General features: G+C 69.4%; 26 protein-coding genes. 10 read left to right on the forward strand and 16 right to left on the reverse strand.

What is annotated here, in order from left to right:
• Positions 1-112: 112 nt before the first annotated feature.
• The gene (locus FOH10_RS21605) at positions 113-829 is read left to right on the forward strand and encodes a hypothetical protein (protein WP_143982099.1); all 717 of its coding nucleotides are present in this window, start codon (positions 113-115) and stop codon (positions 827-829) included.
• A gap of 117 nt (positions 830-946) precedes the next feature.
• On the opposite strand, the gene FOH10_RS21610 is transcribed toward FOH10_RS21605, so the two are convergent.
• Positions 947-1,246 (reverse strand): DUF1540 domain-containing protein, encoded by a 300-nt coding sequence (locus FOH10_RS21610; RefSeq protein ID WP_029930094.1) that lies wholly within the window; start codon positions 1,244-1,246, stop codon positions 947-949.
• A 123-nt stretch (positions 1,247-1,369) separates the two neighbouring features.
• Positions 1,370-2,326, reverse strand: coding sequence for an SDR family NAD(P)-dependent oxidoreductase (locus FOH10_RS21615; protein ID WP_143982100.1), 957 nt, complete (start codon positions 2,324-2,326; stop codon positions 1,370-1,372).
• 129 nt (positions 2,327-2,455) lie between these two features.
• Between FOH10_RS21615 and FOH10_RS21620 the strand changes: the two genes are divergently transcribed.
• Both FOH10_RS21620 and FOH10_RS21625 read left to right on the forward strand, forming a co-directional pair.
• Positions 2,456-3,619 carry a sensor histidine kinase gene (locus FOH10_RS21620; RefSeq protein WP_244961315.1) on the forward strand — a complete coding sequence of 388 codons (1,164 nt, stop codon included), beginning with the start codon at positions 2,456-2,458 and terminating at the stop codon, positions 3,617-3,619.
• Positions 3,620-3,672: 53 nt separating this feature from the next.
• A complete protein-coding gene (locus FOH10_RS21625) occupies positions 3,673-4,254 on the forward strand; it encodes a response regulator (protein ID WP_244962108.1) in 582 nt (193 codons plus the stop codon).
• A gap of 11 nt (positions 4,255-4,265) precedes the next feature.
• On the opposite strand, the gene FOH10_RS21630 is transcribed toward FOH10_RS21625, so the two are convergent.
• The 5 genes from FOH10_RS21630 to FOH10_RS21650 form a co-directional block, all read right to left on the reverse strand.
• Positions 4,266-4,967, reverse strand: a complete 702-nt coding sequence (locus tag FOH10_RS21630) for a sterol desaturase family protein (RefSeq protein WP_143982102.1) — start codon at positions 4,965-4,967, stop codon at positions 4,266-4,268.
• Complete coding sequence (locus FOH10_RS21635; protein ID WP_143982103.1) at positions 4,948-5,688, reverse strand: FadR/GntR family transcriptional regulator; 741 nt, start codon at positions 5,686-5,688, stop codon at positions 4,948-4,950. The genes FOH10_RS21630 and FOH10_RS21635 overlap by 20 nt, the downstream gene beginning before the upstream one ends.
• A 103-nt stretch (positions 5,689-5,791) precedes the next feature.
• Complete coding sequence (locus FOH10_RS21640; RefSeq protein WP_143982104.1) at positions 5,792-6,706, reverse strand: EamA family transporter; 915 nt, start codon at positions 6,704-6,706, stop codon at positions 5,792-5,794.
• A 29-nt stretch (positions 6,707-6,735) separates the two neighbouring features.
• On the reverse strand, positions 6,736-9,000 hold the full coding sequence (gene recG, locus FOH10_RS21645; RefSeq protein WP_143982105.1) for an ATP-dependent DNA helicase RecG: 2,265 nt from the start codon (positions 8,998-9,000) through the stop codon (positions 6,736-6,738).
• Positions 9,001-10,680: a DAK2 domain-containing protein gene (locus FOH10_RS21650; RefSeq protein WP_244961316.1), complete on the reverse strand. Its 1,680-nt coding sequence runs from the start codon at positions 10,678-10,680 to the stop codon at positions 9,001-9,003. It abuts the gene before it with no gap.
• A gap of 181 nt (positions 10,681-10,861) precedes the next feature.
• On the opposite strand from FOH10_RS21650, the gene FOH10_RS21655 reads away from it, so the two are divergent.
• The 3 genes from FOH10_RS21655 to FOH10_RS21665 all read left to right on the forward strand — a co-directional run bounded on the left by FOH10_RS21655 (position 10,862) and on the right by FOH10_RS21665 (position 12,327).
• Positions 10,862-11,305 (forward strand): hypothetical protein, encoded by a 444-nt coding sequence (locus FOH10_RS21655; RefSeq protein ID WP_143982106.1) that lies wholly within the window; start codon positions 10,862-10,864, stop codon positions 11,303-11,305.
• A 205-nt stretch (positions 11,306-11,510) separates the two neighbouring features.
• Entirely contained in the window at positions 11,511-11,702 is a 192-nt protein-coding gene (gene rpmB / locus FOH10_RS21660; RefSeq protein WP_011210730.1) for a 50S ribosomal protein L28, read from the forward strand.
• 115 nt (positions 11,703-11,817) lie between these two features.
• Positions 11,818-12,327: a GNAT family N-acetyltransferase gene (locus FOH10_RS21665; protein ID WP_143982107.1), complete on the forward strand. Its 510-nt coding sequence runs from the start codon at positions 11,818-11,820 to the stop codon at positions 12,325-12,327.
• Between the two features lie 36 nt (positions 12,328-12,363).
• Here the strand turns inward: FOH10_RS21665 and FOH10_RS21670 are convergent, their stop codons facing one another.
• The 3 genes from FOH10_RS21670 to FOH10_RS21680 are packed head-to-tail and all read right to left on the reverse strand — an operon-like array spanning position 12,364 to position 14,326.
• Complete coding sequence (locus FOH10_RS21670; protein ID WP_029930105.1) at positions 12,364-12,624, reverse strand: hypothetical protein; 261 nt, start codon at positions 12,622-12,624, stop codon at positions 12,364-12,366.
• A gap of 40 nt (positions 12,625-12,664) precedes the next feature.
• Entirely contained in the window at positions 12,665-13,342 is a 678-nt protein-coding gene (locus FOH10_RS21675) for a uracil-DNA glycosylase (RefSeq protein WP_029930106.1), read from the reverse strand.
• A gap of 39 nt (positions 13,343-13,381) precedes the next feature.
• Entirely contained in the window at positions 13,382-14,326 is a 945-nt protein-coding gene (locus FOH10_RS21680) for a thiamine-phosphate kinase (RefSeq protein ID WP_143982108.1), read from the reverse strand.
• A 204-nt stretch (positions 14,327-14,530) separates the two neighbouring features.
• Here FOH10_RS21680 and FOH10_RS21685 point away from each other — a divergent pair, with 204 nt between their 5' ends.
• Positions 14,531-15,394: a DUF3515 domain-containing protein gene (locus tag FOH10_RS21685; protein WP_143982109.1), complete on the forward strand. Its 864-nt coding sequence runs from the start codon at positions 14,531-14,533 to the stop codon at positions 15,392-15,394.
• A gap of 6 nt (positions 15,395-15,400) precedes the next feature.
• Here the strand turns inward: FOH10_RS21685 and FOH10_RS21690 are convergent, their stop codons facing one another.
• The 3 genes from FOH10_RS21690 to FOH10_RS21700 form a co-directional block, all read right to left on the reverse strand.
• On the reverse strand, positions 15,401-15,688 hold the full coding sequence (locus FOH10_RS21690; protein WP_081592640.1) for a DUF6191 domain-containing protein: 288 nt from the start codon (positions 15,686-15,688) through the stop codon (positions 15,401-15,403).
• Positions 15,689-15,749: 61 nt separating this feature from the next.
• The gene (locus tag FOH10_RS21695; RefSeq protein ID WP_143982110.1) at positions 15,750-16,850 is read right to left on the reverse strand and encodes a D-alanine--D-alanine ligase family protein; all 1,101 of its coding nucleotides are present in this window, start codon (positions 16,848-16,850) and stop codon (positions 15,750-15,752) included.
• A gap of 81 nt (positions 16,851-16,931) precedes the next feature.
• On the reverse strand, positions 16,932-17,927 hold the full coding sequence (locus tag FOH10_RS21700; protein WP_039816172.1) for an NAD(P)H-dependent glycerol-3-phosphate dehydrogenase: 996 nt from the start codon (positions 17,925-17,927) through the stop codon (positions 16,932-16,934).
• A 172-nt stretch (positions 17,928-18,099) separates the two neighbouring features.
• On the opposite strand from FOH10_RS21700, the gene cofC reads away from it, so the two are divergent.
• Genes cofC through FOH10_RS21715 form a run of 3 tightly spaced genes read left to right on the forward strand, consistent with a single transcriptional unit; the run spans position 18,100 to position 22,038 of the window.
• On the forward strand, positions 18,100-18,822 hold the full coding sequence (gene cofC, locus FOH10_RS21705) for a 2-phospho-L-lactate guanylyltransferase (RefSeq protein WP_143982111.1): 723 nt from the start codon (positions 18,100-18,102) through the stop codon (positions 18,820-18,822).
• A gap of 52 nt (positions 18,823-18,874) precedes the next feature.
• Positions 18,875-21,061, forward strand: coding sequence for an RNA degradosome polyphosphate kinase (locus FOH10_RS21710; protein ID WP_039816174.1), 2,187 nt, complete (start codon positions 18,875-18,877; stop codon positions 21,059-21,061).
• A 17-nt stretch (positions 21,062-21,078) separates the two neighbouring features.
• Positions 21,079-22,038 (forward strand): NUDIX hydrolase, encoded by a 960-nt coding sequence (locus FOH10_RS21715; protein ID WP_143984247.1) that lies wholly within the window; start codon positions 21,079-21,081, stop codon positions 22,036-22,038.
• A gap of 405 nt (positions 22,039-22,443) precedes the next feature.
• Here FOH10_RS21715 and FOH10_RS21720 read toward each other — a convergent pair whose 3' ends face one another.
• The 3 genes from FOH10_RS21720 to leuC all read right to left on the reverse strand — a co-directional run bounded on the left by FOH10_RS21720 (position 22,444) and on the right by leuC (position 25,361).
• Complete coding sequence (locus tag FOH10_RS21720) at positions 22,444-23,124, reverse strand: HU family DNA-binding protein (RefSeq protein ID WP_143982112.1); 681 nt, start codon at positions 23,122-23,124, stop codon at positions 22,444-22,446.
• A gap of 157 nt (positions 23,125-23,281) precedes the next feature.
• Positions 23,282-23,890 carry a 3-isopropylmalate dehydratase small subunit gene (gene leuD, locus FOH10_RS21725; protein WP_029930116.1) on the reverse strand — a complete coding sequence of 203 codons (609 nt, stop codon included), beginning with the start codon at positions 23,888-23,890 and terminating at the stop codon, positions 23,282-23,284.
• 46 nt (positions 23,891-23,936) lie between these two features.
• Positions 23,937-25,361 (reverse strand): 3-isopropylmalate dehydratase large subunit, encoded by a 1,425-nt coding sequence (gene leuC, locus FOH10_RS21730; protein ID WP_143982113.1) that lies wholly within the window; start codon positions 25,359-25,361, stop codon positions 23,937-23,939.
• Positions 25,362-25,436: the final 75 nt, after the last annotated feature.

The raw sequence follows: 25,436 nt of genomic DNA on the forward strand, positions 1-25,436 counted from the left end.
GTCGAATCGTGGGCAATGCGCCGCCGGGGCGTGCGGTCCGGTTCTACACTGTGGAGGCTGCTCGATTCGCCCGAGCGGTGGTCGGGTCGACCCTGCGAGGGGGTACAGCCGAATGATCACCAGCAGAATCGTCGCCGCATTCGCCGTCGTGCTCGCGCTCACCGGCGCGCTGCTCACGGCGGGCGGCGGTACCGCCGAGGCGTACGGCCCGTGGTCGTGCGCGCCCGACGACCCGTTGCGGCCCACCGCGGAGCTGGTCGGCACGTGGAATACCGCCACCATCACCGACCCGGCCGATCCCCGGCTGGATGATCCACTCACCCAGTTCGAGTTGGAAGTGAATCTCACGGCGGCCATGGAGCTCGGGCTCACGGTGTACTCCGAACCCGTCGACGGCGTCTACTGGTCGGAGCAGTCCCGGCAGCTCACCTATGAGCCCGCCCGTCGTTTCGAACTGGCCTGCACCGGGCGCGACAATCTGTGCTGGATCGCCGACGACCTGCGGGTGCGCTACAACCAGGAAGCCGTGGTGGGCATCGAATTCCTCCCGGCCGACGACGAGCGCGCCGACGGGTTCCTCGTCCGGGTGCCGGGTGTCGAACTATCGCGCGTGCACGATGCCCTGCTGGCGGATCCGGTGGCGCGGGAACGGCTCGGCGGCGGCTCGGTCACCGAGGACGGCACACTCGTCCTGATCGCCGATCGCGCCGATCTCGAGGTGGCGCGGACCTTCGTCCGCGGCCTGGGCGCACAGTGGGACTCGGCCGCCGTCCGCTACGGCGACCGCCAGCTGGTCACGGGCTACTGCGTACCGGGCGTCTACTTCTGATATCCGCACAGCGGCCGGCTGATATCGGGCACAGCGGCGGACAGTCAGGCACAGCCACCGCGGTCAGCGCGGCCCGACCGCATCACCGCGGCCGAGTCGCGCTGTACGCCGTGAGGCTCAGGCCGGTGTGTAGGTCAGGCAGTTCGCCGTATGGTCGGACGCACCGAGGCCGACCCGGATCTCCGGCGCGGTGCATTCGAGATCCTTGTTGTGGGTGCAGTCGGCGCGCTGGCAGGCGCCGACCATGGAGGTGACGCGATCCAGCCCGCCCTTGCTCGAGAGCGGAATGAAGGTGGTGCAGTCGGCGTGGCCGTTCTCCCCGGCCACATTGATCGCGTAGGCGTGGCAGCCATCGTGGTTGTACGAGCAGTCGCTGACCGTACATTCGCTGACGTGAGGCATTTCCAATGTGGTCATGAATTCCTCCGTGCCGTTGGGCCCGTGGGTGGGCTGACCCACGGGGGATCCGTCAGTGATCCTATATCGGTTCGGTCCCGATAAACAGCAAGGTCAGCCTTGCCTGTGCACGCCGGACCCTATTCAGGCGTGCGCCGTTTTCCCGCCGTCGATCACCAGTTGCGCACCCGTGAGATAGGTGTGTTCGGGTGCGGCAAGGGTGAGTGCGAAGGCGGCGATCTCCTCCGGAGTGGCAAGGCGACCGAGGCCCGGAACATTCGAACTGGCCCACTGTTTCAAGAACACCTGCCGCGCATCGGCGGGCATGGACTCCAGACCACCCGCCCGCCAGACCAGTTCGGTGTCCGTGGTGCCCGGGACCAGGGTGTTCACCCGGATTCCGGCAGCCGCGTAGTCCAGGGCCGCCGACTGCACCAGACCGACCAGCGCCCGCTTGCTCGCGGTATAGGCGGCGCGACCGGCATCGGTGGCCAGCGCATTGCTCGAGGATGTCACCACAATGGTGCCGCCACCGCCGCGGAGCATATGCGGCACTTGGTATTTCATCGCCAGGAAAACTCCGCGCAGATTGGTGCCGACCACGCGATCGAAATCCTCGGCGCTGTATTCGTGCAGTTTCTTCTGAATGGTGATGCCCGCATTGTTGAACGCCACGTCCAGCCCGTTGTAGATCCGCACGGCGGTATCGACGAATTCGCGCACCTCGTTCTCGACCAGCACATCGGCGCGAATATAGGTGGCCTCCCCGCCCGCCGCGCGAATCTCCCGCTCCACCGCCTGACCGCGATCGACCCGGCGACCGCAGAAGGCGACCCGTGCCCCCTCGGCGGCGAACTGCCGGGCCGCCGCCGCGCCGATGCCGGATGTCGCACCGGTGATGAGCACCACCTGGTTCTCGAACCGCCGTCTCCCGAACGACGGCACCGGGGGCGGGTTGGAGTCGGCCCCCAGCGCCACTCCCCCGGCCAATCCGGCCGCCGCGCCGACCGCCAGGCCGGAGGCGGTGAGGCCGAACAGCTTGCGGCGGTTGGGTTTCGAGTGGTCGTCCGCGGTGGGCGGAGTGTCGGTCGCATCGTTCATGACGTCCACCGTGCCCCGCTGCGCCCCGCCGCGGATCCGACCGGCGGCTCCTCCCGGCGGCCGCGGGGAGGAGCCGCCTCCTCCCTCGGGAGGAGACGCGGGGCGGGCGTGAGCGGCATGATGTGAAAGGTGGTGGAGTCGACCGGAATGCGGCGCGGTATCGAGTGGATGCTCGACGCCCGGTCGATTCCGATCCGACTCCTGGTGCTGACCGCACTGGCGACCGGGTGCCTGCTGCTGCTCACCCGAACCACCGACCCGCTCGACTGGACCATCGCCCTTGCCTCGGTGCTGCTCACCGCCGGTGGGGTGCGCTGGCCGCTGGCTACCGCGCTGACCACCACCGCCGTGCTCATGGTCGGCTTCGAATTCGGGCACACCGGCCCGGTGGTCGCCAAGGTGGCCGCCGCCATCGCGCTCACCGAACTCGCCGCGCGGCACCGGGGTTGGCGGCCGCTGCTCGGCGCGGCGGTACTCGCCGGTGCGTACCTGCTGCATCCGGGTGAGAGCGCGGCCGCCACCGCGTACCGTGCCGCGGTCATGGCCGGACTGCCACTGCTCATCGGCTCCCTGCTGCGCACCGCGCGCGACAGCGCCGCACGCGCGCGACGCCAAGCCCACGAACTGGCCCAGCGCCGCGAATCCGAGGTGGCCGCCGCGCGGGCGCTGGAACGCACCGCCATAGCACGGGAATTGCACGACCTCATCGCACACCACGTGTCCTCCACCGTGCTGCGGGTCGGCATCGCGCGCCACGCGCTGCCCGACGCCCCGCCCGCCGTCCTCGAGGTGCTCGACGATATTCATGCCAGCGGCAGGGAAACGCTGGCGGATCTGCGCAAGCTCGTGACCGTCCTGCGTGATCCGAACGGCGATGACGAATCCTTCCTCGCGCCCGCGGATCTGCCCGACGCCATCGCCGCCGCCGTCGAACGCGCACGGCGGCTGGGCATTCGGACGCACGCGGAGGTGGACGCCGCGATCACCGACGTGGACGCCCTCACCGGACTGACACTGCTGCGCCTCACCCAGGAGGGATTGGCGAACACCGTGCGGCATGCGGGGGCCGGGGCACGGGCCGCCCTGACGATCGTCCGCCATGATGAGAAGGTGGATTTCACACTGCGCGACCAGGGTTCGGCGGCGCGCACCGGCGACGGCCCGCCCGGCGTCGGCCTGATCGGCCTGCGCGAACGCGTGGAACTGCTCGGCGGGGCGTTCACCGCCGCAGCCGTCACCGGCGGCTGGCAGGTCACCGCGCAGCTGCCCACCCGGTCGCGAGTCGCGCCGTGACCGTCCGGGTACTCGTCGTCGACGATCAGCAGCTGGTCCGCGCCGGACTGCGGATGCTCTGCCAGACCGCCGACGACCTCGAGGTGGTCGCCGAGGCCGCCACCGGAGCCGAGGCCGTGCGGTTGGCCGCGCGGCTCACCCCCGATGTGGTGCTGATGGATCTGCGCATGCCCGGTATGGACGGCATCCGCGCCACCGCGCACATTCTCGCCGACCGGCCGACCGCCCGCGTGGTCGTGCTGACCACCTTCGACGACGACGATCACCTGTACCCCGCACTCGCCGCCGGAGCCTGCGGTTTCCTGGTGAAGGACGCCTCCCCGGCGGACCTGTTGGCGGGTATCCGCCGCGCCGCGGCGGGCGACCATCCCTTCACACCGGAAGTGCTACGGCGCGTGCTGGATTCGGCGGTGACGGCGCGCACGGAGGCCGATCCGGCCGCACCCGTCGCCGATCTCACCGCCCGCGAGCGGGAGGTGCTCGACCTGGTGGCCGAGGGCCTGTCGAACACCGAGATCGCGAACCGGCTGCACGTCGGCGTCACCACCGTCAAAACCCACGTCGCCAACCTGATGGCCAAGACCGGCGCCGACAACCGTGTCCGGCTCGCTCTGCTCGGACACGGTCGGCGCTGACGCGCACCTGCCTACTGGTGCAAGGCTTTCGCGGTCGGCGAATTGGGGGTCGCACCGGGATCCGGGTAGGTGCGCAGCATTCGATCGGCGGTGCCGGAGGTGGTGACCGTGAACCAGTAGTGCTCGTTCTTGAAGTGGTGCAGGCGGTGGTTGCGGCGGACGGCGCGGTAGAGCCGGCCGCTGGGCTGGTAGTCGGTGTGCACGAGGTAATGGGTCCACTCGTAGTTGAGTCCGAGCAGAGCGAGCACCACCAGGAAGGTCAGGCCCAGGCCGGGCCGTGGAAAGGCCAGGGCGGTAATGGTGACCAGCGCCGGGATGAGCCACAGGAAGGTCTGCCAAGGGATGAAGATCAGCGGGATATCGCGCGGATCGCGGTGGTGTTCCCGGTGTTTGCGCGCCAGCAGCGAATCGACGGTGAGACGGCCGATCCGGCGGGGCCGCCAGTGCAGCACGCAGACGTGGATGAGCCATTCGACGAGCGGGAACAGCGCCAGCATCACCACCGGCACCAGGGCGTCGGTGATCCGCCAGTCCCCCACCGCGATCCGGGCCGCGAGCGCCGTCACGAACAGGGCCGCGATGATCCACGGCGAGGGCTGCCGCACGAATACCCGGAAGGCGTCGGGCAGGGAGAGTTTGGCGCGGCGGGCGGACGCCGCCTCGTCGGCGGCCAGCCGGGCTCGGGCGGTGCGGTCAGGATCGTTCGGGTTCATGGGGCGCCTCCTGTAGACGGCGAATAAGTGTGGCGAATTCCGTTGTCGCCGTGGACATTAGATCGGTGGCGGCGGTGCGGGCGGCGGTGCTGTCGCGCGCCGCGACGGCATCGGCGATGGCGCGATAGCGATCGACGCGGGTGACCTCGGCTGCCATGAGCACCGCGAGCGCCTCGATGGCGGGCTCGTAGACGGCGCGCAGATTGTTGTAGAGCAGCCGGTAGACGATGGAGTCGGCGGCATCAACCAGGTGGTCCCAGAAGGCCAGCGCCGCCCGCTGCTGGGCGACCGGATCCCGGTGGGCCGCCAGCTCGTCCACACCGGCGCGCAGTGCGGGCAGCGCGTCCGCGCCGCCGCGCTCGGCCGCCAGCCCGGCCACCTCGCGGCCCAGGGCGGCGCGCGCCTCCAGAATGCTGCGCAATACCGCATGGTCGAGCTCACCGCGCCGGAAAAGCAAGCGCGGCAGCATATCCAGGCCGCCGAAGCGGCGGAAGTCGCGCACCGTGGTACCACCCCCCTGCCGCACCTCGACGAGTCCGGTGTGCGCGAGTCGCTGCAACGCCTCCCGCACGGTGGGCCGGGAGACACCGAGCGCCTCGGCGAGCTGCCGCTCGGCGGGCAGCGTCTCCCCTGGTGCGAGCTCGCCGTCGAGCACGGTGTCCACGAGCTGTTCGAAGACCTCGTCGGGAACGGTTCTGCGATCGATGCGCTGCAACGCCATGCCCACGACGCTACGACGACAATTGGTCAGAGGTCAAGTGGTAAGACCAATATTGTCGATTGATGCGAGCCGCACCCCTCCCGGACGCGCCGGGAGCCAGCACTCAGACCTCGGGTTCGGCAGCCGTTCGCGTAGCCCCCGCCGAGGCGGCCACCACACAGACCACGCCCGCCCACTGCCCGAAATTCAGCACCTGCCCCAACACCAGCAGACCCGCCAGCGCCGCGACCGCTGGTTCGAGGCTCATGAGCACTCCGAACACCCGCGCCGGAATCTTGCGCAACGCCTCCAACTCCACCGAATACGGCACCACCGACGACAGCATCGCCACCGCGAAACCGGCCGCGAGCACGGCGGGCTGCAACAGCGCCGCCCCCGCGTCCAGAATGCCGACCGGGGCCATGACGATCCCGCCGAAGGCCATGGCGAGCGCCAAACCGCCACCGCCGCTGGTGCGTTCGCCGAGTTTGGCCGACAGCAGGATGTAGCCCGCCCAGCACGCCCCCGCCGCCAGCGCCAGCAGCACCCCCGACCACACCACCGCACCGTCGGACCGGGTGAGCAGGAAGACGCCGCCACCGGCGAGCAGCGCCCACACCGGGTCGATCCAGCGCCGCGATCCGGCCAGCGCGATCGCCAGCGGCCCGAGGAATTCCAGCGTCACGGCCATGCCGAGCGGAATCCGGTCGATGGCCTCGTAGAAACACAGGTTCATCAGGGCCAGCACGGCCCCGTACGCCAGCACCACCGGAATCGCACGGCGCTCGATCCGCAGCGCCGAACGCCACAGCACCAGCAGCACGATTCCGGCGAACCCCAGGCGCAGGCTGACCGCGCCCGCGGGACCGGTGGAGGCGAACAGCTGCTTGGCGAAGGCCGCGCCGATCTGCACGCTCACGATCCCGGCCAGCACCAGGGCGGTGGGCGGCACCCCGCCCAACCCCTGCCAGGCCACCCGCTGCCGGAACGGCCGGCGCTCCGGTGACTTCCACGTCCGATCGACGTCGATGGCAACCACGCTGTCTCCTCCACTCCCCGCGCGCGGCCTCAGGATTTGGCCAGATACTCCAGCCGCTCGGCGTCCACGGCGGCATGCATCATGCCCGCCAACCCCGGATGTCGGCTCAGCCCCGGATCCGACTCGACCACCTCACGCGCCAATTGCTGTGCGGCGGTGATGACTTCGAGATCGTCCAGCAGCGACAGCAGCCGCAGTGAACGCGCCGTGCCGGACTGCGCCGACCCGAGCACATCGCCCTCCCGCCGCTGCCGCAGATCCAGTACCGCCAGTTCGAAACCGTCGGTGGTGGCGGCGACCGCCTCCAACCGGGCCATGGCCGAGCCGACCGGATTGGTCTCGGTGATGAGCAGACACAGACCGGCGTGCCGGCCGCGCCCGACGCGCCCGCGCAGCTGATGCAGCTGGCTCACCCCGAAGCGGTCGGCGTCGACAATGGCCATGATGGTGGCGTTCGGGACGTCCACGCCGACCTCGACGACCGTCGTGCACACCAGCACGTCGATCTGCGCGTCGTTGAAGGCCCGCATGACGCTGTCCTTCTCATCGGCGGGCAGGCGGCCGTGCAGCAGGCCGACGCGCAGATCCGCGAGGGGGCCGCCGCGGAGCATGTCGTAGACATCCACCACCGCGTGCGTGGTCGGCCCCTCCTTCTCGGTCGCGGCCTTACCCTTCTTCTTGCCGTTCTCCTCCTCGTCGCCGCCGATGCGCGAACACACCACGTACGCCTGGCGGCCCGCCCGCACCTCCTCGTGGATGCGCTCCCACGCGCGATCCACCCAGGACGGTTTCACCTTGGCGGGAACGACTTTGGTGGTGATGGGCGAGCGGCCGCGCGGCAGCTGGGTGAGGGTGGAGGTCTCCAGGTCGCCGAGGGTGGTCATGGCGATGGTGCGCGGAATCGGGGTGGCGGTCATGACGAGCAGATGCGGGCTCACACCGTCCTTGGCCTTGGCGCGCAGCGCATCCCGCTGCTCGACGCCGAAGCGGTGCTGTTCGTCGACCACCACCATGCCCAGATCGTGGAACTCCACGGTGTCCTGGATGAGCGCGTGCGTGCCGATCACGATGCCGGCCTCACCGGTCATGGCGTCGAGCAGGGCCGCCTTCTTCTCCTTGGTGGACATGGAGCCGGTCACCAGCACGATCTTGGTGGCCTGGTCGGCCGCACCCAGTTCACCGGCGGTGCCGAGTTCGCCGAGCATCTTCCGCAGCGACCGATAATGCTGGGCGGCAAGCACTTCGGTCGGCGCGAGCATGGCGCACTGGCGGCCGTTGTCCACCACCTGGAGCATGGCCTCCAAGGCCACGATGGTCTTACCCGAGCCGACCTCGCCCTGGAGCAGCCGGTGCATGGGGTAGGTGCGCGACAGGTCGTCGGAGATCTCCCCGATGACGGCGCGCTGCCCCTCGGTCAGCTCGAAGGGCAGCTGCTTGTCGAAGGCGGCGGCGATACCGTCGGTGCGGGGCGGGCAGGCGCGGGCGGTACGGCCCTCGACATCGTGGCGACGCTGTGCCAGCACGAGTTGCAGCGCCAGCGCCTCGTCGAAACGCAAACGGCCCCTCGCCTGTTCGATATCGGACTTGTGCTCGGGCAGATGAATGAGGCGCAGCGCGTCCGACACCGCGATCAGGGCGTGCTCGGTGCGCAGTTCCTCCGGCAGCGGGTCGTCGATCGGGTCCAGCTGGTCGAGCACCTGGCGGATACAGCGCAGCAGGTCCCAACTCTGCACCTTCGCGGTGGCGGGGTAGACCGGGATGAACTCGCGTTCGAAGAACGAGACATCCATGCCCCCTTTACCTTTGGCGGTCTGCGCCAGACCGCGCAGCGCACCGCCGCCGCGCACCGAGGTCAGGCTCTCCACGGTGCCGTCGCCCTTGTCCGGCAGGATGAGGTAGTCGGGGTGGGAGAGGTTCCAGCGGTCGGGCCGCCACCAGTGCACGGTGCCCGACATCATGGCCTTGACGCCGTCCTTGACCAGGTACCGCACCTTGTCGCCATTGAAGAAGGTGATGTCCACCGGGCGCGCGCCGCCCACGTCCAGCGCGACCTTGAGCAGGCTGCCGCGGCGGTTCTTCATCGGCCGCAGTTCGGTTTTGGTGACGCGGCCCATCACGGTGATGTGCGCGCCCTCCTCCGGCGCCTCCTCGGTGAGCGGCTGGCCCTGGGTGGCGTAGCGCAGCGGATAGTGGCGCAACAGATCCTCGACGGTGTGCATATCGAACGCGTCCGCCAACGGCTCGGCGGCTTTCACGCCCAGCACGTGGTCGAGCCGGTCGGCCAGTGTCGCCATCTATTCCACCCCGATCTGCACCAGATCCCCGGCCTGACCGCCGGGGTACACCACCACCTCCACGCCCGGGAATCCGGCCGTGATGTGCTCGGTCAATTCCTCCGCCAGCCCGGCGGGCGTCGACGCGCCGAGCAGTATGGTGACCAATTCCCCGCCGAGACCGAGCATGCGGTCCAGCAGGGTGCGCGCGGCGGTGCGCACATCCGGATCGATCACCACCACATCGTGGCCGACCAGCCCCAGCCCGTCCCCGGCTTCGCAGGTGCCGACGATGGTGAGGGCCCGCTCGGCGGCCACCCGCAGTGCGCCCCAGCGGGTTCCGGCGGCCGCCTCGGACATGGCGAAGACATCGTCGGCGGCGGAGCGGCCCGCATCGTGCATGGCCAGCGCCGCCAGCCCCTGCACGGTGGACGCGCACGGCAGCATGAGCACATCCCGATTGCCGTCGCGGGCGGCCACACTCACCGCGACCAGTTCGTGCGCGGGCAGCGCGCCGTTGGGCAGCACCAGCACCTCACGGTGCGGGAGCGCGCGAATCGCGGCCAGCAGCTCCTCCGCGGTGACCTCCCCCTCCAATACCGTCGCCCCCGCGTCCTCGAACAGCCGCACCGCACCCGAACCCGAAGTCACGGCCAGGATGCCGCGATCCGCGGGCCCCGCCGACGCATGCGCCGACACCGCCAGCGTCTCGATCCGGATCCGGCTCAGCGCCCCCGCCGCCAGCCCGGCCTCCACCGCCGCCCCCGCATCGGCACAGTGCACGTGCGCCGACCACGCCCCGTCCCCATCCCCCACCACGACCACCGAATCCCCCAATCCGGCAAGCACTTCCCGCAACCGCCCCGCCCGCCGCTCGTCGGTCCGCGTCAGCAGGTACATGACCTCGTACTGCGGCGCGGGCACCCCGGCCGTCGACATTCCGCCGCGCCCGCCCGCTTCGGCGCGTACGTCGTCATCGCCCCGGGCGGGGTGGTCACCGCGCCCGGCGGCCGGTGTGCGGCGGACGTACGCCGGACGGGCCGGCATACGCCCACCGGTGGCCGCGACGAGTTCGTCCAGCAGCACCAGCAACCCCCGCGCGCCCGCGTCCACCACGCCCGCTTCGCGTAAGACGCCCAGCAGCGTGGGGGTCTCGCCCAGCGCCTTGGCAGCGCCGTCCGCCGCGGCCAGCGCCACCGCGGACAGCGATTCGTCGGCACAGTCGGCGGCGTGTTCGGCGGCGCGGTCGAGGATGGTCAGCATCGTGCCCTCGACCGGAGAACTCAATGCCTCGCGCACCAGCACGGCGGCGCGGCGCAGCGCATGCCGCAGCGATCCGGCCGTGAGCGGCCCCGCGGTCACGCCCTCGGCCATACCGCGCAGCACCTGGGACAGAATGATGCCGGAATTCCCCCGCGCCCCGACCGTCGCCGCCCGCGCCATGACGACGGCGACCGCATGGGCACTCGGCCCGGCGGCGGGAACCACTCCGGTCGTCGGCTGTCCGCACCCGGTCTCCGCCGCCGCCGCCCGCACCGCCGCCCGCATGGTGGTCAGCAGATTGTTCCCGGTATCGGCGTCGGCCACCGGGAAGACATTCAGCGCATTGATCTCGTCACGATGCCGTTCGAGTCCTTCGAGGCAGCGCTGCCCCCAGCGCGTGAGCGCGGCACCGTCGAACACGTCCCCTTCCCCGGGCACCGTCACCGTCCTTCCACCACGCCATCGCCTGCGAAACCCCCGGCCGCCAGCCTAGTCGCCCACTCCGACAACTCGCCGCTGCCCGATGTCGCGACCCTCGTCGATCGCCGGTCCGAGTAGCGGCCGGGGGCTATCGTGCGATGTGGGTCATATCACCAAGGTCAGTCGCTCGGAGGCGATCATGCGCTCGAATCGATCAGCACTGCTCTGCTCGGCCGTGGCCACCGCGACCACCGCCACCGCCATCGCCCTGGCGGCCCCGGCGGCCGCCGTGCCCGGCGGGCCCTTCAATACGCTCTACTCCCTCACCAACGGCCCGTGCGTCGCCGTCGTCGACTCTTCGGTGAAGGGTGACGCCTACCCCGGTTCGGCCGCCTTCACCGTGGCGGCCGATCTGTACGGCGTCGGTTCCTGCCAGCTCACCGTCACCCTGCACTGGCGCAATGAGACCACCGGGCAGACCGGAACCAAATCCATCACCCCACACGGCCCCGGCTTCTGGATGAACGACGGCAAATCGGCCATCTTCTCCCCGGGCTACGGTGAGATCGTCGGCTGGGTGACCGTCGATCAACCCCATCTCGGACAATCCGGTGAGGTCCCGTTCACGGTGACCCCGCTGTAGCGGACGATCCGGGGGGCAATTGGACATCGCCGTCGCCGGGTGGTTACTCTTGCAGGGTTGCCTCACGCGGGGCACCGGTCCTGCCCTCTCAGGTATCGGCCCGCGTTCGCCAGCCACCTGCTGGCGGGCACGTCCACGACATTAAGTTTTCGGACACGTCGCCCTGGGCGGCGCGTCCCCACATGACATGAAGGAGCTCGCGACTATGGCTGCCGTCTGCGACGTCTGCGCCAAGGGCCCCGGCTTCGGTAAGTCGGTTTCGCACTCGCACCGGCGCACCAACCGTCGCTGGAACCCGAACATCCAGACCGTGCGCGCGCAGGTTGCCCCCGGCAACACCCGCCGCATGAACGTGTGCACCTCCTGCCTGAAGGCCGGCAAGGTCGTCCGCGGCTGATTTTTCAGCACCACCGCTTTTCAGCACCACCGCGTCCACGCCCCGGAACCCGTCACAGGGTGATCCGGGGCGTTGTCGTCGGTAGGGTGGGGTCGCGCGCACGAAGGGGGCGGAAGTGAAGCGCTGGCAGGTGCTCCCGCTGGGGGCCGAGCACGTCCACAGCCTGGCCGAATGTCATATCGCCTGTTGGCGTGAGGCGTACGCGAATCTGGTTCCCGCGCAGGTGCTCGACGCCTTCGACGTCGACCGGCGCGCCGAACAGCTGGAGAAGCAGCGCCTGCGCTATCCGGGCCGCACTGTGGTGGCCGTGGCCGGCGACGCCGTCATCGGCTTCGGCAGCGGTGGCCCGTCCCTCGACGATGCCGCGCCCACCCCGCACGAGATCAATGCCATGTACGTGCGCGCCGCCTGGTACGGCACCGGGCTGGCCCACGATCTGATGCGCGCCGTCCTGGCCCCCGATGTCGACACCTCGCTGTGGGTGTTCAAGGAGAATCCGCGCGCCCGGGCGTTCTACCGCAAATACGGCTTCGCACTCGACGGCGGCCGCCGCGTGGAAGCCTTCAGTCCGGCCCTGGAAGTGCGAATGGTGCGGCACGCCGCAGCGTTACCGCACCATTCCTAGTCCTCGACTACGCAATCCTCGACTACGCGCCGACGGTTACTGCGCGCCGCCGATGCACTGCACCTGCTGGCTGATCGACTGCACGAAGCACGCGAGCGTCGAGGTCGTTCCGGACGACAGCGACGAGGCGCTGTTGGTGTCGAAGATGCTGCCGACGGGAGTGGCCTCCGACGGCGTGGCGGCCGGGGCGGTGTAGGGCTCCAGCGTCAGCGGCGCGGCCTGGGCGGCGGGGACGGCTGCGAACGCGGCACCCACGGCGAGGGCGGCGACGACACCGCGGGCGGTCTTTCTCTGCATGCATTTGCTCCTGAATAGGCTCTGGCGGGTTGTACACCCCTCACGGCAGACGCCAGTCCACCGGGGCGGCCCCTAGGGTACCGAGCAATTCGTTCGTACGGGAGAACGGACGAGATCCGAAGAAACCGCGCGAAGCGGACAGCGGTGAGGGGTGGGCGGATTCGATGTACGGCGTGGACCCCAGCATGGGCTTGAGCGTGGCGGCATCGCGACCCCACAGAATCGCCACCAGCGGCTGGTCCCGGGCCACCAGCGCGCGAATCGCCTGCTCGGTCACCGCCTCCCAGCCCTTGCCGCGATGCGAGGCGGGCTGTCCCGGCGTCACGGTGAGCACGCGGTTCAGCATGAGCACGCCCTGATCCGACCACGGCGACAGATCACCGCAGGACGGCGTCGGGTGGCCGAGGTCCTTGGAGTACTCGGAGAAGATATTGGCGAGACTGCGCGGCACCGGCGAAACATCCGGGGCCACCGAGAAACTCAGGCCCATGGGATGGCCGGGCGTGGGATAGGGATCCTGCCCGACGATCAGCACCCGCACCTTGTCGAACGGACGCTGGAAGGCTCGTAGCACGTTCTCGCCCTTGGGCAGATAGCCGCGCCCGGCGGCGAGTTCGGCTCGCAGGAATTCGCCCATGGCGGCGATGCGGTCGGCGACCGGCTCGAGGGCCTCGGCCCAGCCCGAATCGACGACCTCCGACAGTGGTTTGGCACCCATGTCCGGATAACATACGGCGCGCGAATTCACGGCGAAACCTCACCCACCCGAAGCGAACGACTCCCACCCGGCGGGTCCGGGCCGAGACGTGCCGTCGACGGTCACGCCCGCACCCGCGCCGACGCGGCCGATCACGCTCCAACCTGCCGGAATCCCCTCGGGATCGCGGAAGGTGGCCGCGAAGGCGTGATCCTCGCCGCCGGTGAGGATCCAGTCGAGCGGATCGGTGTCCAGGGCGGTGGACACCGCGTCGAGGGCCGGATCGCGCAGCGCGGCGGCATCGAGATCGATGGCGACACTGGAAGATTGGGCGATATGCCCGAGATCGGCAAGCAGTCCGTCGGAGACGTCGGTGAGCGCCGAGACCGGCGCGGCAGCGGGCAGCTCCAGTACCGCACCGTAGGGGGGATGCGGAACGCGATGGGCGGCAACAACATTCGCGAACCGTTCCGGATCGATGCCGGCGCTCAGCACCGCCAGCCCCGCCGCCGACCAGCCCAGCCGCCCGGCCACCGCCACCACATCGCCGGGGCGGGCGGTCGACCGCAGGATCGGGGCACGGTGCGGATCGCCGAAGGCGGTCACCGAGATCACCAGTTGCGCGCTGCGCACCATATCGCCCCCGGCGATGGAGCCGCCGGAACGTCCGACCTCCGCCCACATGCCGTCGGCGAGTTCACGCACGAAATCCACCCGGGTGTCGCCCGGACAGCCCAACGCCACCACGAACGCGCTCGGTGCCGCACCCATGGCCACCACATCGGCGGCATTCTGGGCGATGGCCTTGCGCCCGATATCACGGGCGCTCGACCAATCCAGCCGGAAGTGCCTGCCCTCCACCAGCATGTCGGTGGTCACCACGAACCTGCCGGTCGGTGCGGCCACCACGGCGGCGTCGTCACCCGGCCCCAGCAGCACACCCGGAGCCTGCTCCCGCCCGGCGTTCACCGCCGCGATCAACGCGAACTCCCCGAACTCGGCCACCGTCACCGGTGTGGCGCGCTCCGCTCCACTTCCAGGCCCGGCAGGCCCGCCGACATCTCGATTGCTCCTGCCGGTGATGGCGGTCTCCTTACGGCCGAGTGCGCTGCGAACGGTGGACCAACCGACGGTACCCTCGTCCCTGCACTCGCAGACCACCAGCCGGACGCCACCGCCCGGCCGAGCAGATCGAGGATGTCGGACCGGATGAGCAAGGACACGCACGGTAACGAGACGGAACCCACGTCCACCGGGCAGCCAGCGGAATCCGGCGATCCCGGTAAGCCGGAAGCGGACGAACCATCGCCGGCCGCGTCCGGGACGCCCGGTCCCTCGGACGCCCCCGGCACACCGGATACGCAGGCCCCGAACACCGAGACGCCCGACGGCGACACCGCTGCCCGCGGCGAGGGGACGGCCGAAACCGCCACCCTGGCGCGAGACACACAAGTCGACGACACGGACGCGGCCGAAGCCGATGCGGGGTCGGCCCGAACCACCATCAGCGAGCCCGGCGACGCGACCGACGCGACCGCGGGACGTTCACCCGCGCTCATCGCCACGGCCGTCGCGCTGCCCATCGCACTGCTGGTGGGCGTGATCGTGATGGCGGTGGTGGCGCGGCAGAACGTGACCCGGGAGCCCCTGGCGCTCGGTTCGGTGCCCGCGCCCGGTGCCGACGGCCCGGCGTGCACGGCGCTGCTGCCCGCATTGCCCGGCGAACTCGGCGACTACACCACCTCGGAACTGGTCGAGCCCGCACCGCCCGCCACCAAGGCGTGGCAGCTGCCCGAGGGCGGGGAGCCGATCGTGCTGCGCTGCGGGCTGGATCGGCCGTTGGAGTTCCATCGGGCGTCGCCGTTGCAGGTGGTCAACGGGGTGAACTGGTTCGCGGTGCGGGACGAGACCAGCGGGGTGACGTCGGGGACGTGGATCGCGGTCGACCGGGGCACCTATATCGCGGTCACCATGCCCGACAGCGCGGGCCCGACTCCGCTGCAGGAGATCTCGGACGCGATCACCGCAACGATCCCGGCACAGGCGCTCGACCCGGGCGAGCTGCCGAACTAGACCCGCTCAGGACTTGGCGAGGCGGGCGGTCCCGGAGCGGAGGTCGATATCGAAACCGCCGGGAGCGCCGTCGCCGGGATTCTCGCGGTGCATGAGCACCGACTGCCGCTGTTCGAATTCGACGCGCTTGCCGGAGGAGAACACGGTGTCGAGCTGTTCGAAGCCGATGGCGCTCGCGGTGCGCTGCTCGTCACCGCGCATCCACGGCAGCGCGGTGCGTCCGGTGGTCCTGCGGTAGGCCACATCGGCGAAGGCCACCGCGATGAGCAGCAGGGCCAAGCCGGGAAGGGTCATCGCGACGATCACCATGTCGACGATACCCGTGTGGCCCGGCGGCACCGCGCCGCGCGGACCGTCAGCGCAGCCCGGTCCCCCGTGCCAGCGCGGTCTCGATGAGCGTGCTCACCAGTGTCGAATTGTCGATGCCGGTGGCCTCCCACATGCGCGGATACATGGAGATGGCGGTGAACCCGGGCATGGTGTTGATCTCGTTGATGACCGGACCGTCCGCGGTGACGAAGAAGTCGACGCGAGCCAGACCCTGGCAGTCCAGCGCCCGGAACGCCTCGACCGCCATCTCGCGGACCTGCGTCGCCACATCGTCGTCGAGCTTGGCCGGAACATCGAATTCACAGACGTCGTCGATGTATTTGGTGTCGAAGTCGTAGAACCCCGGCCCATCGGCGGCGGGGTCGGTCTCCGGCATCCGGATCTCCGCCACCACACTGGCTTCCACCCGGCCGTCCGGGAATTCCAGTACGCCGCACTCGACTTCACGCCCCACGATCGCCGCCTCCACGATCACCTTCGGATCGTGTTCGCGGGCGGTGGCGATGGCGGCGTCGAGATCGTCCCAGGAGACCACCTTGGTGATGCCGATGGAGGAGCCGCCGCGTGCGGGCTTGACGAAGACCGGCAGGCCGAGCCGCCGCTGGTCGGCCTCGCTCAGGGTGGGCGCACCGGGTCGCAGCACCACCTGGGTGCCGATGGGAAGTCCTTCGGCGGCAAGGAGTTTCTTGGTGAACTCCTTGTCCATACCGGCCGCGCTCGCCAGTACGCCCGGGCCCACGTACGGGACCCCGGCCAGTTCCAACAGTCCCTGCAGCGTGCCGTCCTCACCCCAGGCGCCGTGCAGCACCGGGAACACCACGTCCACACTGCCCAGCACCTCACCCCCGCCGACCGGCACCAGATGCCCGGACCGGCTGGGGTCGACGGCCAGCGTGAGCGCGGTCCCCGCGGACGCCTCGACCGCTAGTTCCCGGGCCTTGCCGCTCAGCTCCCGCGGATCCCGACCGCCCAGCACCCAGGTGCCCTCGCGTGTGATCCCGATCGGAACCGGCTCGTACCGTTCGGGATCGAGGCTGCCCAGCACGGTGCGGGCCGATACGCACGATACGCCGTGCTCATTGCTCCGCCCGCCGAATACCACCGCCACCCGGATCCTGTTGGTCATGCCCGGAACCGTACCCGGTCACCGATGACGCTTCGGTTACACGGGTGACTCGCCCCGCTCTCGAACCGGACGACAGCGGCGTCACTCCGATTTGAGCCGCCGCCCCAGCAGCTGCCCCACCGCCTCGGCGGCCGACAGCCCTTCGTGGCAGACGCGGTGCACGGCATCGGTGAGCGGCATTTCCACGCCGGTCCGCTCCGCCAGCGCGCGGACCGAGGTGCAGGACTTCACGCCCTCGGCGACCTGGCCGTGGGTGGCCTCCTGGGCGGTCTCCATGGTGCCGCCGGAGCCGAGCACATGACCGAAGGAGCGGTTGCGCGACAGCGGGGAGGTGCAGGTGGCGACCAGGTCGCCGACTCCGGCCAGACCGGCGAGGGTCACCGGTTCCGCGCCGAGGGCGACGCCGAGCCGGATGATCTCGGCGAGCCCGCGGGTGATCAGGCTGGCGATCGAGTTGTCACCCAACCCCATGCCGGAGGCGATACCGCAGGCCAGGGCGATGACGTTCTTGCACGCACCGCCGATCTCGCAGCCCACCACATCGGTATTGGTGTAGGGCCGGAAGTAGCCGGTGGCGCAGGCCCGCTGCACCGCCTCGGCGCGCGCGGCGTCGCTGCACGCGACCACGGTGGCGGCGGGTTGGCGGGCGGCGATCTCCTTGGCCAGGTTCGGCCCGGACAGCACCGCCACCCGGCTCGGGTCGGCGCCGCTCACCTCGGCGATCACCTGGCTCATGCGCAGCAGCGTGCCGGTCTCGATGCCCTTGGCCAGGCTCAGCAGCGTGGCGTCGGCCGGAATATCGGCCTTCCACGCCGCGAGATTGGCCCGCAGCGACTGCGACGGCACCGCCAGCACCACGATGTCCGCGCCGTCCAGGGCGATCCGGTGGTCGTCGGTGGCGGCGATGGGCGGCAGCTCCACATCGGGCAGATACCAGGGGTTGCGATGTTCACCGGCGATCGCCTTCGCCACCTCCGGCCGCCGAGCCCACATGGTGACCTCGGTTCCCGCCTCCGCCAACACCTTCGCGAACGCGGTCCCCCACGACCCCGCTCCCAGCACCGCTGCCCTCGTCATCAGACCAATATATGCACCCGTCGCGCCCGGCCGGGCCGCACTGCCACACCCGGGAACATTCCCGCGCGCTCGACCGCTTGGCATTTCAGAGCGGTGGTCGCGGACGGGCGTTCACGCGGCGTTTACTGCCACCGCCGCGCGCCGGGTAACCATCGAGTGGGAGGATTCGGGCATGCGCTCGTCCGTGCACGCCGTCATCGCGGTGAAGAGTCTCGCGCTCGCCAAGAGCCGACTCGCCGACCGGCTGCATCCACGCGACCGCCCCCGGTTGGTGCTGGCCATGCTCGCCGACACCGTGGACGCGGCCACCGCGACGCCGGAGATCGGCTCGGTCACGGTGGTGACGCCCGATCCGCGAGTCGCCGATCTGGTGCGTGAGCTGGGCGCGTACGTCCACCCGGAAGCGATGCGATCACAGTCGCGGGCCGATAGCCATAGCGGATTGAACGCGGCCCTGTCCGCCGCCGCCGAGGCGGTGCGCCGCCACCACGGCCCGGTGGAACTGCTCGCGCTGCAAGCGGATCTGCCCGCCCTGCGGCCGGTCGAACTGTCCGGGATGCTCACCGCCGCACCCGAGAACCGGCGCGCGGTGGTGGCCGACCACGCCGGGACCGGCACCGTCGCCCTGCTGGTTCGCGACGGATCCGCCCCCCTCGCGCCGCTTTTCGGCACCGACTCGGCCCGCCGCCACATCGCCGCCGGTGCGGTGGAGTTGCTCGGTGACTGGCCCGGGTTGCGGCAGGACGTGGACACCGCCGACGATCTGGGCCGAGCGATGACACTCGGCGTGGGCGTGAACACCCGCGCCCTGCTGAGTGAACTCGGTGTGTCGCGACGGAGAGATGGCAAACATTCAGTGGACCGCACGGGTCCGCCGGTGCGACGACCGGCGTGATCTGCGCTGCAATGGGCGGTGTCGGACAGGCGAGCCCCTCGGCAGATAGGGAATGATCGTGAGTGTGAGCGATACGGACACCGTCAAGCAACCGCCGCAGCTACCCGCGGCCCCGCCCGCGGCGACCCCACCGCCCACCCAGTCGAAGTTGCCGCAGAATCGCTACCTCAATCGGGAACTGAGCTGGCTCGATTTCAACGCCCGCGTGCTGGCCCTGGCCGAGGACCACTCGCAGCCGCTGCTCGAGCGCGCCAAATTCCTCGCCATCTTCGCCTCGAATCTCGACGAGTTCTACATGGTTCGCGTGGCCGGGCTGAAGCGCCGCGCCGAGACCGGTCTCTCGGTCCGCTCCGCCGACGGCCTGTCCCCCACCGAACAGCTCGATCTGATCGCCGCCCGCGCCCAGGAACTCGCCGACCGGCACGCCCGCGTCTTCCTCGATTCGGTGCTGCCCTCCCTGATCGAGGAGGGCATCGCCATCATCGGCTGGGCCGACCTCGACGACGCCGAGCGTCAACGCCTCTCCGGCTACTTCACCGACCAGGTCTTCCCGGTCCTCACCCCGCTCGCGGTGGATCCGGCCCACCCCTTCCCCTACATCTCCGGCCTCAGTCTCAATCTGGCCGTGACGGTGAAGGATTCGGAGACCGGCGGCGAGCACTTCGCCCGGGTGAAGGTGCCCGACAATGTGGACCGCTTCGTGCGGGTGCGCCGCTCCAACCCGGCGCGGGACGCCAACTCCCCCAGTGGATCCGCCATGGCGGCCTTCCTGCCCATGGAGGAGCTGATCGCGGCGCATCTGCCGCTGCTGTTCCCGGGAATGGAAGTGGTGGAACACCATTCGTTCCGCATCACCCGCAACGCCGACTTCGAGGTGGACGAGGACCGCGACGAGGACCTGCTGCAGGCCCTGGAACGCGAACTCGCCCGCCGCCGCTTCGGATCCCCGGTGCGGCTGGAGGTCTCCGACGATATGACCGAGCACATGCTCGATCTGCTGCTGCGCGAGCTCGACGTCGATCCCGGCGATGTCATCCAGGTGCCCGGCCTGCTCGACCTGTCCTGCCTGTGGCAGGTGTACGGGGTGGACCGCCCGCACCTCAAGGACGCGCCCTACGTGCCCGCCACGCCCCCGGCCTTCGGTGAACGAGAAACTCCGCGAAACGTTTTCGCCGCCCTGCGCGAGGGCGACGTACTCGTGCACCACCCCTACGACTCCTTCTCCACCAGCGTGCAGCGCTTCATCGAGCAGGCCGCCGCCGATCCGCAGGTGCTGGCCATCAAGCAGACGCTGTACCGCACCTCCGGTGACTCCCCCATCGTCAACGCCCTCATCGACGCCGCCGAGGCCGGTAAGCAGGTGGTGGCGCTGGTGGAGATCAAGGCCCGCTTCGACGAGCAGGCCAACATCAAGTGGGCCCGTGCCCTGGAGCAGGCGGGTGTGCACGTGGTCTACGGCCTCATCGGCCTCAAGACGCACTGCAAGACCTGCCTGGTGGTGCGCCGCGAGGGCGCGACCATCCGCCGCTACTGCCATATCGGCACCGGCAACTACAACCCCAAGACCGCGCGCCTCTACGAGGACGTCGGATTGCTCACGGCCGCACCGGAGATCGGTGCGGACCTCACCGATCTGTTCAATTCGCTGACCGGTTACTCGCGCAAGGCCAACTACCGCAATCTGCTGGTGGCCCCGATCGGGGTGCGCGCCGGGATCATCGAGCGCATCGAACGCGAGATCGAACTCGCCGAGCAGGGTGAGCAGGCGCGAATCCGGCTGAAGGCCAACGCCATCGTCGACGAGCAGGTGATCGACGCCCTCTACCGCGCCTCCCAGGCGGGGGTGCCGGTGCAGATCGTGGTGCGCGGCATCTGCGGCCTGCGCCCCGGCGTGCCCGGGATGAGCGAGAACATCGAGGTGCGTTCGATTCTCGGCCGGTACCTGGAGCACTCCCGGGTGCTGCACTTCCAGGCGCAGAACGAGTACTGGATCGGCAGCGCCGATATGATGCACCGTAATCTGGACCGGCGCGTGGAGGTCATGGCGCAGGTGAAGGATCCGCGCCTGGCCAAGCAGCTGGGCGAGGTCTTCGATTCCGCGCTGCATCCCGACACCCGCTGCTGGGTGCTGCAATCCGACAGCAGTTGGCTGGCACGGCCGGATACCTCGGTGGCGGGTGAGCAGGTGCGCGACCACCAGGAGCACCTGATGCGGCTGCGTCGTCCGGATCGCCGGTGAGCGGCGCGCGCACCGATATGGCCGAGGGCACCGCGACCGCTGAGAACGGCAACGGGATCAACGATCCCCGCGTGACACCCAATATCCTCGCCGCCGGCGCCGTGCTGTGGCGTCACGACCGCTCGGGCGGGCTGGAGATCGCCGTCGTGCACCGGCCCAAGTACAACGACTGGTCGCTGCCCAAGGGCAAGCTGGATCCCGGTGAGACGCCGATGGTCACCGCCGTGCGCGAGGTGGCCGAGGAGACCGGCCTCCAGTGCCGGCTGGGCCGCTATCTGGGGCATGTGACCTACCCGATCCCGGGGCATCGCAAGCTCAAGCGGGTGTACTACTGGGCGGCCGAGGTGGTCGACGGGGCGTTCTCGGCCAATTCCGAGGTGGACGAGCTGCAGTGGCAGCACATCGACGGTCTGATGGACCAGCTGTCCTATCCGATGGATCGCACCGTCGTGCGCAGCTTCCTGCGGTTACCGGCCGATACCGCCACCCTGCTGGTGGTGCGGCACGCCAAGGCCGGGCGCAAGGAGCGCTTCTCCGGCCCGGACGACGAGCGGCCGCTCGAGAAGGCGGGGCGCGCCCAGGCCGCGGCGCTGGTGCCGAATCTGCTCGCCTTCGGCGCCGACGAAATCCACTCGGCCCCACCGCTGCGCTGCGTGCAGACCGTGGCCCCGCTGGCCGAGAAACTGGGCGTCGATATCGTCCGGGAGCCATTGTTCTCCGAGGCCGGGTACGCACAGGCACCCGATGCGGCGCTGCGGCGGGCCGTGGAACTGGTTTCGGAGGACACCGTTCCGGTCATCTGCAGCCAGGGCAAGGTGATTCCGGATCTGCTCGACCGCTGGGCGGCCCGCGACGGCGTGGGTTTGCCGCCCGCCCGCAATCGCAAGGGCAGCGTATGGGTGTTGTCACTGCGTCGGGGTCGCCTGGTGGCCGCCGACCACCTCGACCGCGCCCTCACGATCGATATCGGACGTTAGACCAATTTTGGTGTGCCGCTGGCGGATGCAGCGCCGTCAGCGGCGTATTCGACGGGCGGAGATACGATCTCCATTTATACGGTCATCCGACCATTCCACCCGAGACCATTTCCGCCGTCACAACCGTTCCATTCCGGCACACCGGCACCATTTCGCACCGTCACAGGCCCATTTCGCATCAGCGCTAGCGCATTTCACCGCGCAGGCGGCGTACCGGTCCAAAACCCCGCTCCGACAGGCCGATCCGGCCTCTGACGGGGCGATCTGCCCCCGACCGGCCCGATTCCCCGCCCCGGCAGGCGAATCCGGCCCCTGACATGCGAAACGGCCCGGGCCGATGGCCGGGCCGTTTCGCATATGTCGTCCCACTGCGTAGCGCAGTGCCTCCGCTGGACGCTACCCCCGTCAGCGACGGGCGGTGCGCTTGGCGGCGGTCTTCTTCGCGGGCGCCTTCTTCGCGGCCGTCTTCTTGGCCGTGGTCTTCTTCGCCGCAGTTGCCTTGGCAGTGGTCTTCTTTGCCGTCGTCTTCTTGGCGGCCGGGGCCTTCTTCGCGGCCGTCTTCTTGGCCGTGGTCTTCTTGGCCACGGTCTTCTTGGCCGCCGCCTTCTTGGCCGGGGCCTTCGACGCGGCCTTCTTCGCCGTGGTCTTGGCCGGGGCCTTGGTGGCGGTGGTCTTCTTCGCGGCGGCCTTCTTGGCCGTCTTCTTGGCGGTCGTCTTCTTGGCGGTCGTCTTCCTGGCGCCCGCCGCCTTGCCCGACACCGGGGCGGCCACACCGCGTTTCACGGCCGGGCCGCTCGCCGCGATCTTCTGCTTACCCGCGATGATCGCCTTGAACTGCGCGCCCGGACGGAACGCGGGAACCGAAGTCGGCTTCACCTTGACGGTTTCGCCGGTGCGCGGGTTACGGGCGACGCGAGCGGCCCGCTTACGCTGTTCGAAGACACCGAATCCGGTGATGGTGACGCTCTGGCCTTTGTTCACAGCGCGCACGATGGTGTCGACCATCTGCTCCACTGCCGCAGTAGCCGTGCGCCTGTCAGTACCCAACTTCTCGGTCAGAACATCGATCAGTTCCGCCTTGTTCATTGAATCCTCCGCAGACTAAATGGCCCGTCGTCGGACCGACTAGGTACCACGTTAAACCTTCATTGGGCAAGAGTCTATGTGCCACGCCAAAATTCATGTGGCGTGGCACACGCCCAGCAACCTGGTTTGGGAGGGTTCAGCTAACGGTTCCCAATGATTACGTCTGCGAAATATGGGCCGGAATCGTCGTCGGTTTCCAAGCTGGCCTTGCCTTTTCGTAGGCGTCGATCTCGTCGCAGCGACGCAGAGTGAGACCGATGTCGTCCAGCCCTTCGAGCAGGCGCCACCTGGTGTAGTCATCAATATCGAACGGCAACACAACGGTTCCCGCCGACACCGTGCGCGCCTCGAGGTCGGTCACCAATTCCAGACCGGGCTGTTCCTCGAGCAACTTCCAGAGCAATTCGACATCGTTCTGTGACATTCGAGCGGCCACCAGACCGCCCTTGCCGGCGTTGCCCCGGAAGATGTCGGCGAAGCGCGAGGAGATCACGACCCGGAAGCCGTAGTCCATGAGCGCCCAAACCGCGTGCTCTCGTGAGGATCCGGTACCGAAATCCGGACCGGCGACCAGGACACTACCCCGCTTGTAAGGCTCGGTGTTCAGAATGAAGTGCGGATCCGTTCGCCAGGCCGCGAACAGGCCGTCCTCGAATCCCGTTCGGGTGACGCGCTTCAGATACACGGCCGGGATGATCTGGTCGGTGTCGACGTTGGACCGGCGCAGCGGAACACCGATCCCCTTGTGAACCTTGAACGCTTCCATCGTTTACTCCTGAAGTCTGGTGAGAAAGGGCCGAATCGATGCCGGATCAGTTCAGATCGGCCGGTGAGGACAGGGTTCCGCGCACCGCGGTGGCCGCCGCGACCAGCGGCGAGACCAGATGCGTGCGGCCGCCCTTGCCCTGGCGGCCCTCGAAATTGCGGTTCGAGGTGGAGGCACAGCGCTGACCGGGCGACAGCTGGTCGGGATTCATGCCCAGGCACATCGAACACCCGGCCTGGCGCCATTCCGCGCCGGCGGCGGTGAAAATCTCGCCCAGCCCCTCCTTTTCCGCCTGCGCCCGCACCCGCATGGAACCCGGGACGATCAGCATCCGCACACCCGCCGCGACCGTGCGGCCCTTCAGAACTTCTGCGACCGCGCGCAGATCCTCGATGCGGCCATTGGTGCACGAACCCACGAAAACGGTGTCGACGCCGACCTCGCGCAGCGGCATCCCCGGGGTCAGATCCATGTAGCGCAGCGCCTTCTCGGCCGCCTCACGCTCGGTCTCGTCGGCGATCTCGGCCGGAACCGGCACGGTGGCGCCCAACGGCGCGCCCTGACCCGGATTGGTGCCCCACGTGACGAAAGGCGTCAGCGCCGACGCGTCGATATGCACCTCGGCGTCGAAAACCGCGCCCTCGTCGGTCTTCAGGGCCTCCCAGGCCGCCACGGCGGCGTCCCAGTCCGCACCCTGCGGCGCGTGCGGGCGGCCCTTCAGGAATTCGTAGGTCACCTCGTCGGGAGCGACCATACCCGCCCGGGCACCGGCCTCGATCGACATGTTGCACATGGTCATCCGGGCCTCCATGGACATGGAGCGCACCGCCTCGCCGCGGTACTCCAGCACATAGCCCTGCCCGCCGCCGGTGCCGATCTGCGCGATGACCGCGAGGATCACGTCCTTGGAGGTCACGCCCGGCGGCAACTGGCCGTCGATATTGATGGCCATGGTCTTGAACGGCCGCAGCGACAATGTCTGGGTCGCCAGCACATGTTCCACCTCGGAGGTGCCGATACCCATGGCCAGCGCGCCGAACGCGCCGTGCGTGGAGGTGTGCGAATCACCGCACACCACGGTCGTTCCCGGCTGGGTCAGTCCCAACTGCGGGCCGACCACGTGCACGATGCCCTGGTCCAGATCACCCATCGGGTGCAGCCGGATGCCGAATTCCTCGCAGTTGCGGCGCAGCGTCTCCACCTGGGTGCGCGACACCGGATCGGCGATCGGCTTGTCGATGTCGACGGTCGGGACGTTGTGGTCCTCGGTGGCGATGGTGAGATCCGGGCGGCGCACCGGGCGGCCCGCCTGCCGGAGGCCGTCGAACGCCTGCGGACTGGTCACCTCGTGGACCAGGTGCAGGTCGATGTAGATGAGGTCGGGTTCGCGCTGATCGCCCTCGCCCGCGCCGCGGACGACGACGTGCTGCTCCCAGACCTTCTCCGCCAGAGTGCGTGGCCGGTGGGCCATATCTCCATCACCTTTCGATAGACATCGCCGCGCCCGGGCTGGTGGCGCGGTCGTAGCGGCTCGCGGGCCGTCGGG

The sequence above is a fragment of the Nocardia otitidiscaviarum genome (assembly GCF_007362295.1).
Taxonomy (GTDB): Bacteria; Actinomycetota; Actinomycetes; order Mycobacteriales; family Mycobacteriaceae; genus Nocardia; species Nocardia otitidiscaviarum.

What these genes read in the sequence shown, in the direction of transcription:
- FOH10_RS21605 (WP_143982099.1), top strand. Translation starts at nt 113, where the DNA reads ATGATCACCAGCAGAATCGTCGCCGCATTCGCCGTCGTGCTCGCGCTC.
- FOH10_RS21610 (WP_029930094.1), bottom strand. Translation starts at nt 1,246, where the DNA reads ATGACCACATTGGAAATGCCTCACGTCAGCGAATGTACGGTCAGCGAC.
- FOH10_RS21615 (WP_143982100.1), bottom strand. Translation starts at nt 2,326, where the DNA reads ATGAACGATGCGACCGACACTCCGCCCACCGCGGACGACCACTCGAAA.
- FOH10_RS21625 (WP_244962108.1), top strand. Translation starts at nt 3,673, where the DNA reads ATGCTCTGCCAGACCGCCGACGACCTCGAGGTGGTCGCCGAGGCCGCC.
- FOH10_RS21630 (WP_143982102.1), bottom strand. Translation starts at nt 4,967, where the DNA reads ATGAACCCGAACGATCCTGACCGCACCGCCCGAGCCCGGCTGGCCGCC.
- FOH10_RS21635 (WP_143982103.1), bottom strand. Translation starts at nt 5,688, where the DNA reads ATGGCGTTGCAGCGCATCGATCGCAGAACCGTTCCCGACGAGGTCTTC.
- recG (WP_143982105.1), bottom strand. Translation starts at nt 9,000, where the DNA reads ATGGCGACACTGGCCGACCGGCTCGACCACGTGCTGGGCGTGAAAGCC.
- FOH10_RS21655 (WP_143982106.1), top strand. Translation starts at nt 10,862, where the DNA reads ATGCGCTCGAATCGATCAGCACTGCTCTGCTCGGCCGTGGCCACCGCG.
- rpmB (WP_011210730.1), top strand. Translation starts at nt 11,511, where the DNA reads ATGGCTGCCGTCTGCGACGTCTGCGCCAAGGGCCCCGGCTTCGGTAAG.
- FOH10_RS21670 (WP_029930105.1), bottom strand. Translation starts at nt 12,624, where the DNA reads ATGCAGAGAAAGACCGCCCGCGGTGTCGTCGCCGCCCTCGCCGTGGGT.
- FOH10_RS21675 (WP_029930106.1), bottom strand. Translation starts at nt 13,342, where the DNA reads ATGGGTGCCAAACCACTGTCGGAGGTCGTCGATTCGGGCTGGGCCGAG.
- FOH10_RS21685 (WP_143982109.1), top strand. Translation starts at nt 14,531, where the DNA reads ATGAGCAAGGACACGCACGGTAACGAGACGGAACCCACGTCCACCGGG.
- FOH10_RS21690 (WP_081592640.1), bottom strand. Translation starts at nt 15,688, where the DNA reads ATGACCCTTCCCGGCTTGGCCCTGCTGCTCATCGCGGTGGCCTTCGCC.
- FOH10_RS21695 (WP_143982110.1), bottom strand. Translation starts at nt 16,850, where the DNA reads ATGACCAACAGGATCCGGGTGGCGGTGGTATTCGGCGGGCGGAGCAAT.
- FOH10_RS21700 (WP_039816172.1), bottom strand. Translation starts at nt 17,927, where the DNA reads ATGACGAGGGCAGCGGTGCTGGGAGCGGGGTCGTGGGGGACCGCGTTC.
- cofC (WP_143982111.1), top strand. Translation starts at nt 18,100, where the DNA reads ATGCGCTCGTCCGTGCACGCCGTCATCGCGGTGAAGAGTCTCGCGCTC.
- FOH10_RS21710 (WP_039816174.1), top strand. Translation starts at nt 18,875, where the DNA reads ATGATCGTGAGTGTGAGCGATACGGACACCGTCAAGCAACCGCCGCAG.
- FOH10_RS21715 (WP_143984247.1), top strand. Translation starts at nt 21,079, where the DNA reads ATGGCCGAGGGCACCGCGACCGCTGAGAACGGCAACGGGATCAACGAT.
- FOH10_RS21720 (WP_143982112.1), bottom strand. Translation starts at nt 23,124, where the DNA reads ATGAACAAGGCGGAACTGATCGATGTTCTGACCGAGAAGTTGGGTACT.
- leuD (WP_029930116.1), bottom strand. Translation starts at nt 23,890, where the DNA reads ATGGAAGCGTTCAAGGTTCACAAGGGGATCGGTGTTCCGCTGCGCCGG.
- leuC (WP_143982113.1), bottom strand. Translation starts at nt 25,361, where the DNA reads ATGGCCCACCGGCCACGCACTCTGGCGGAGAAGGTCTGGGAGCAGCAC.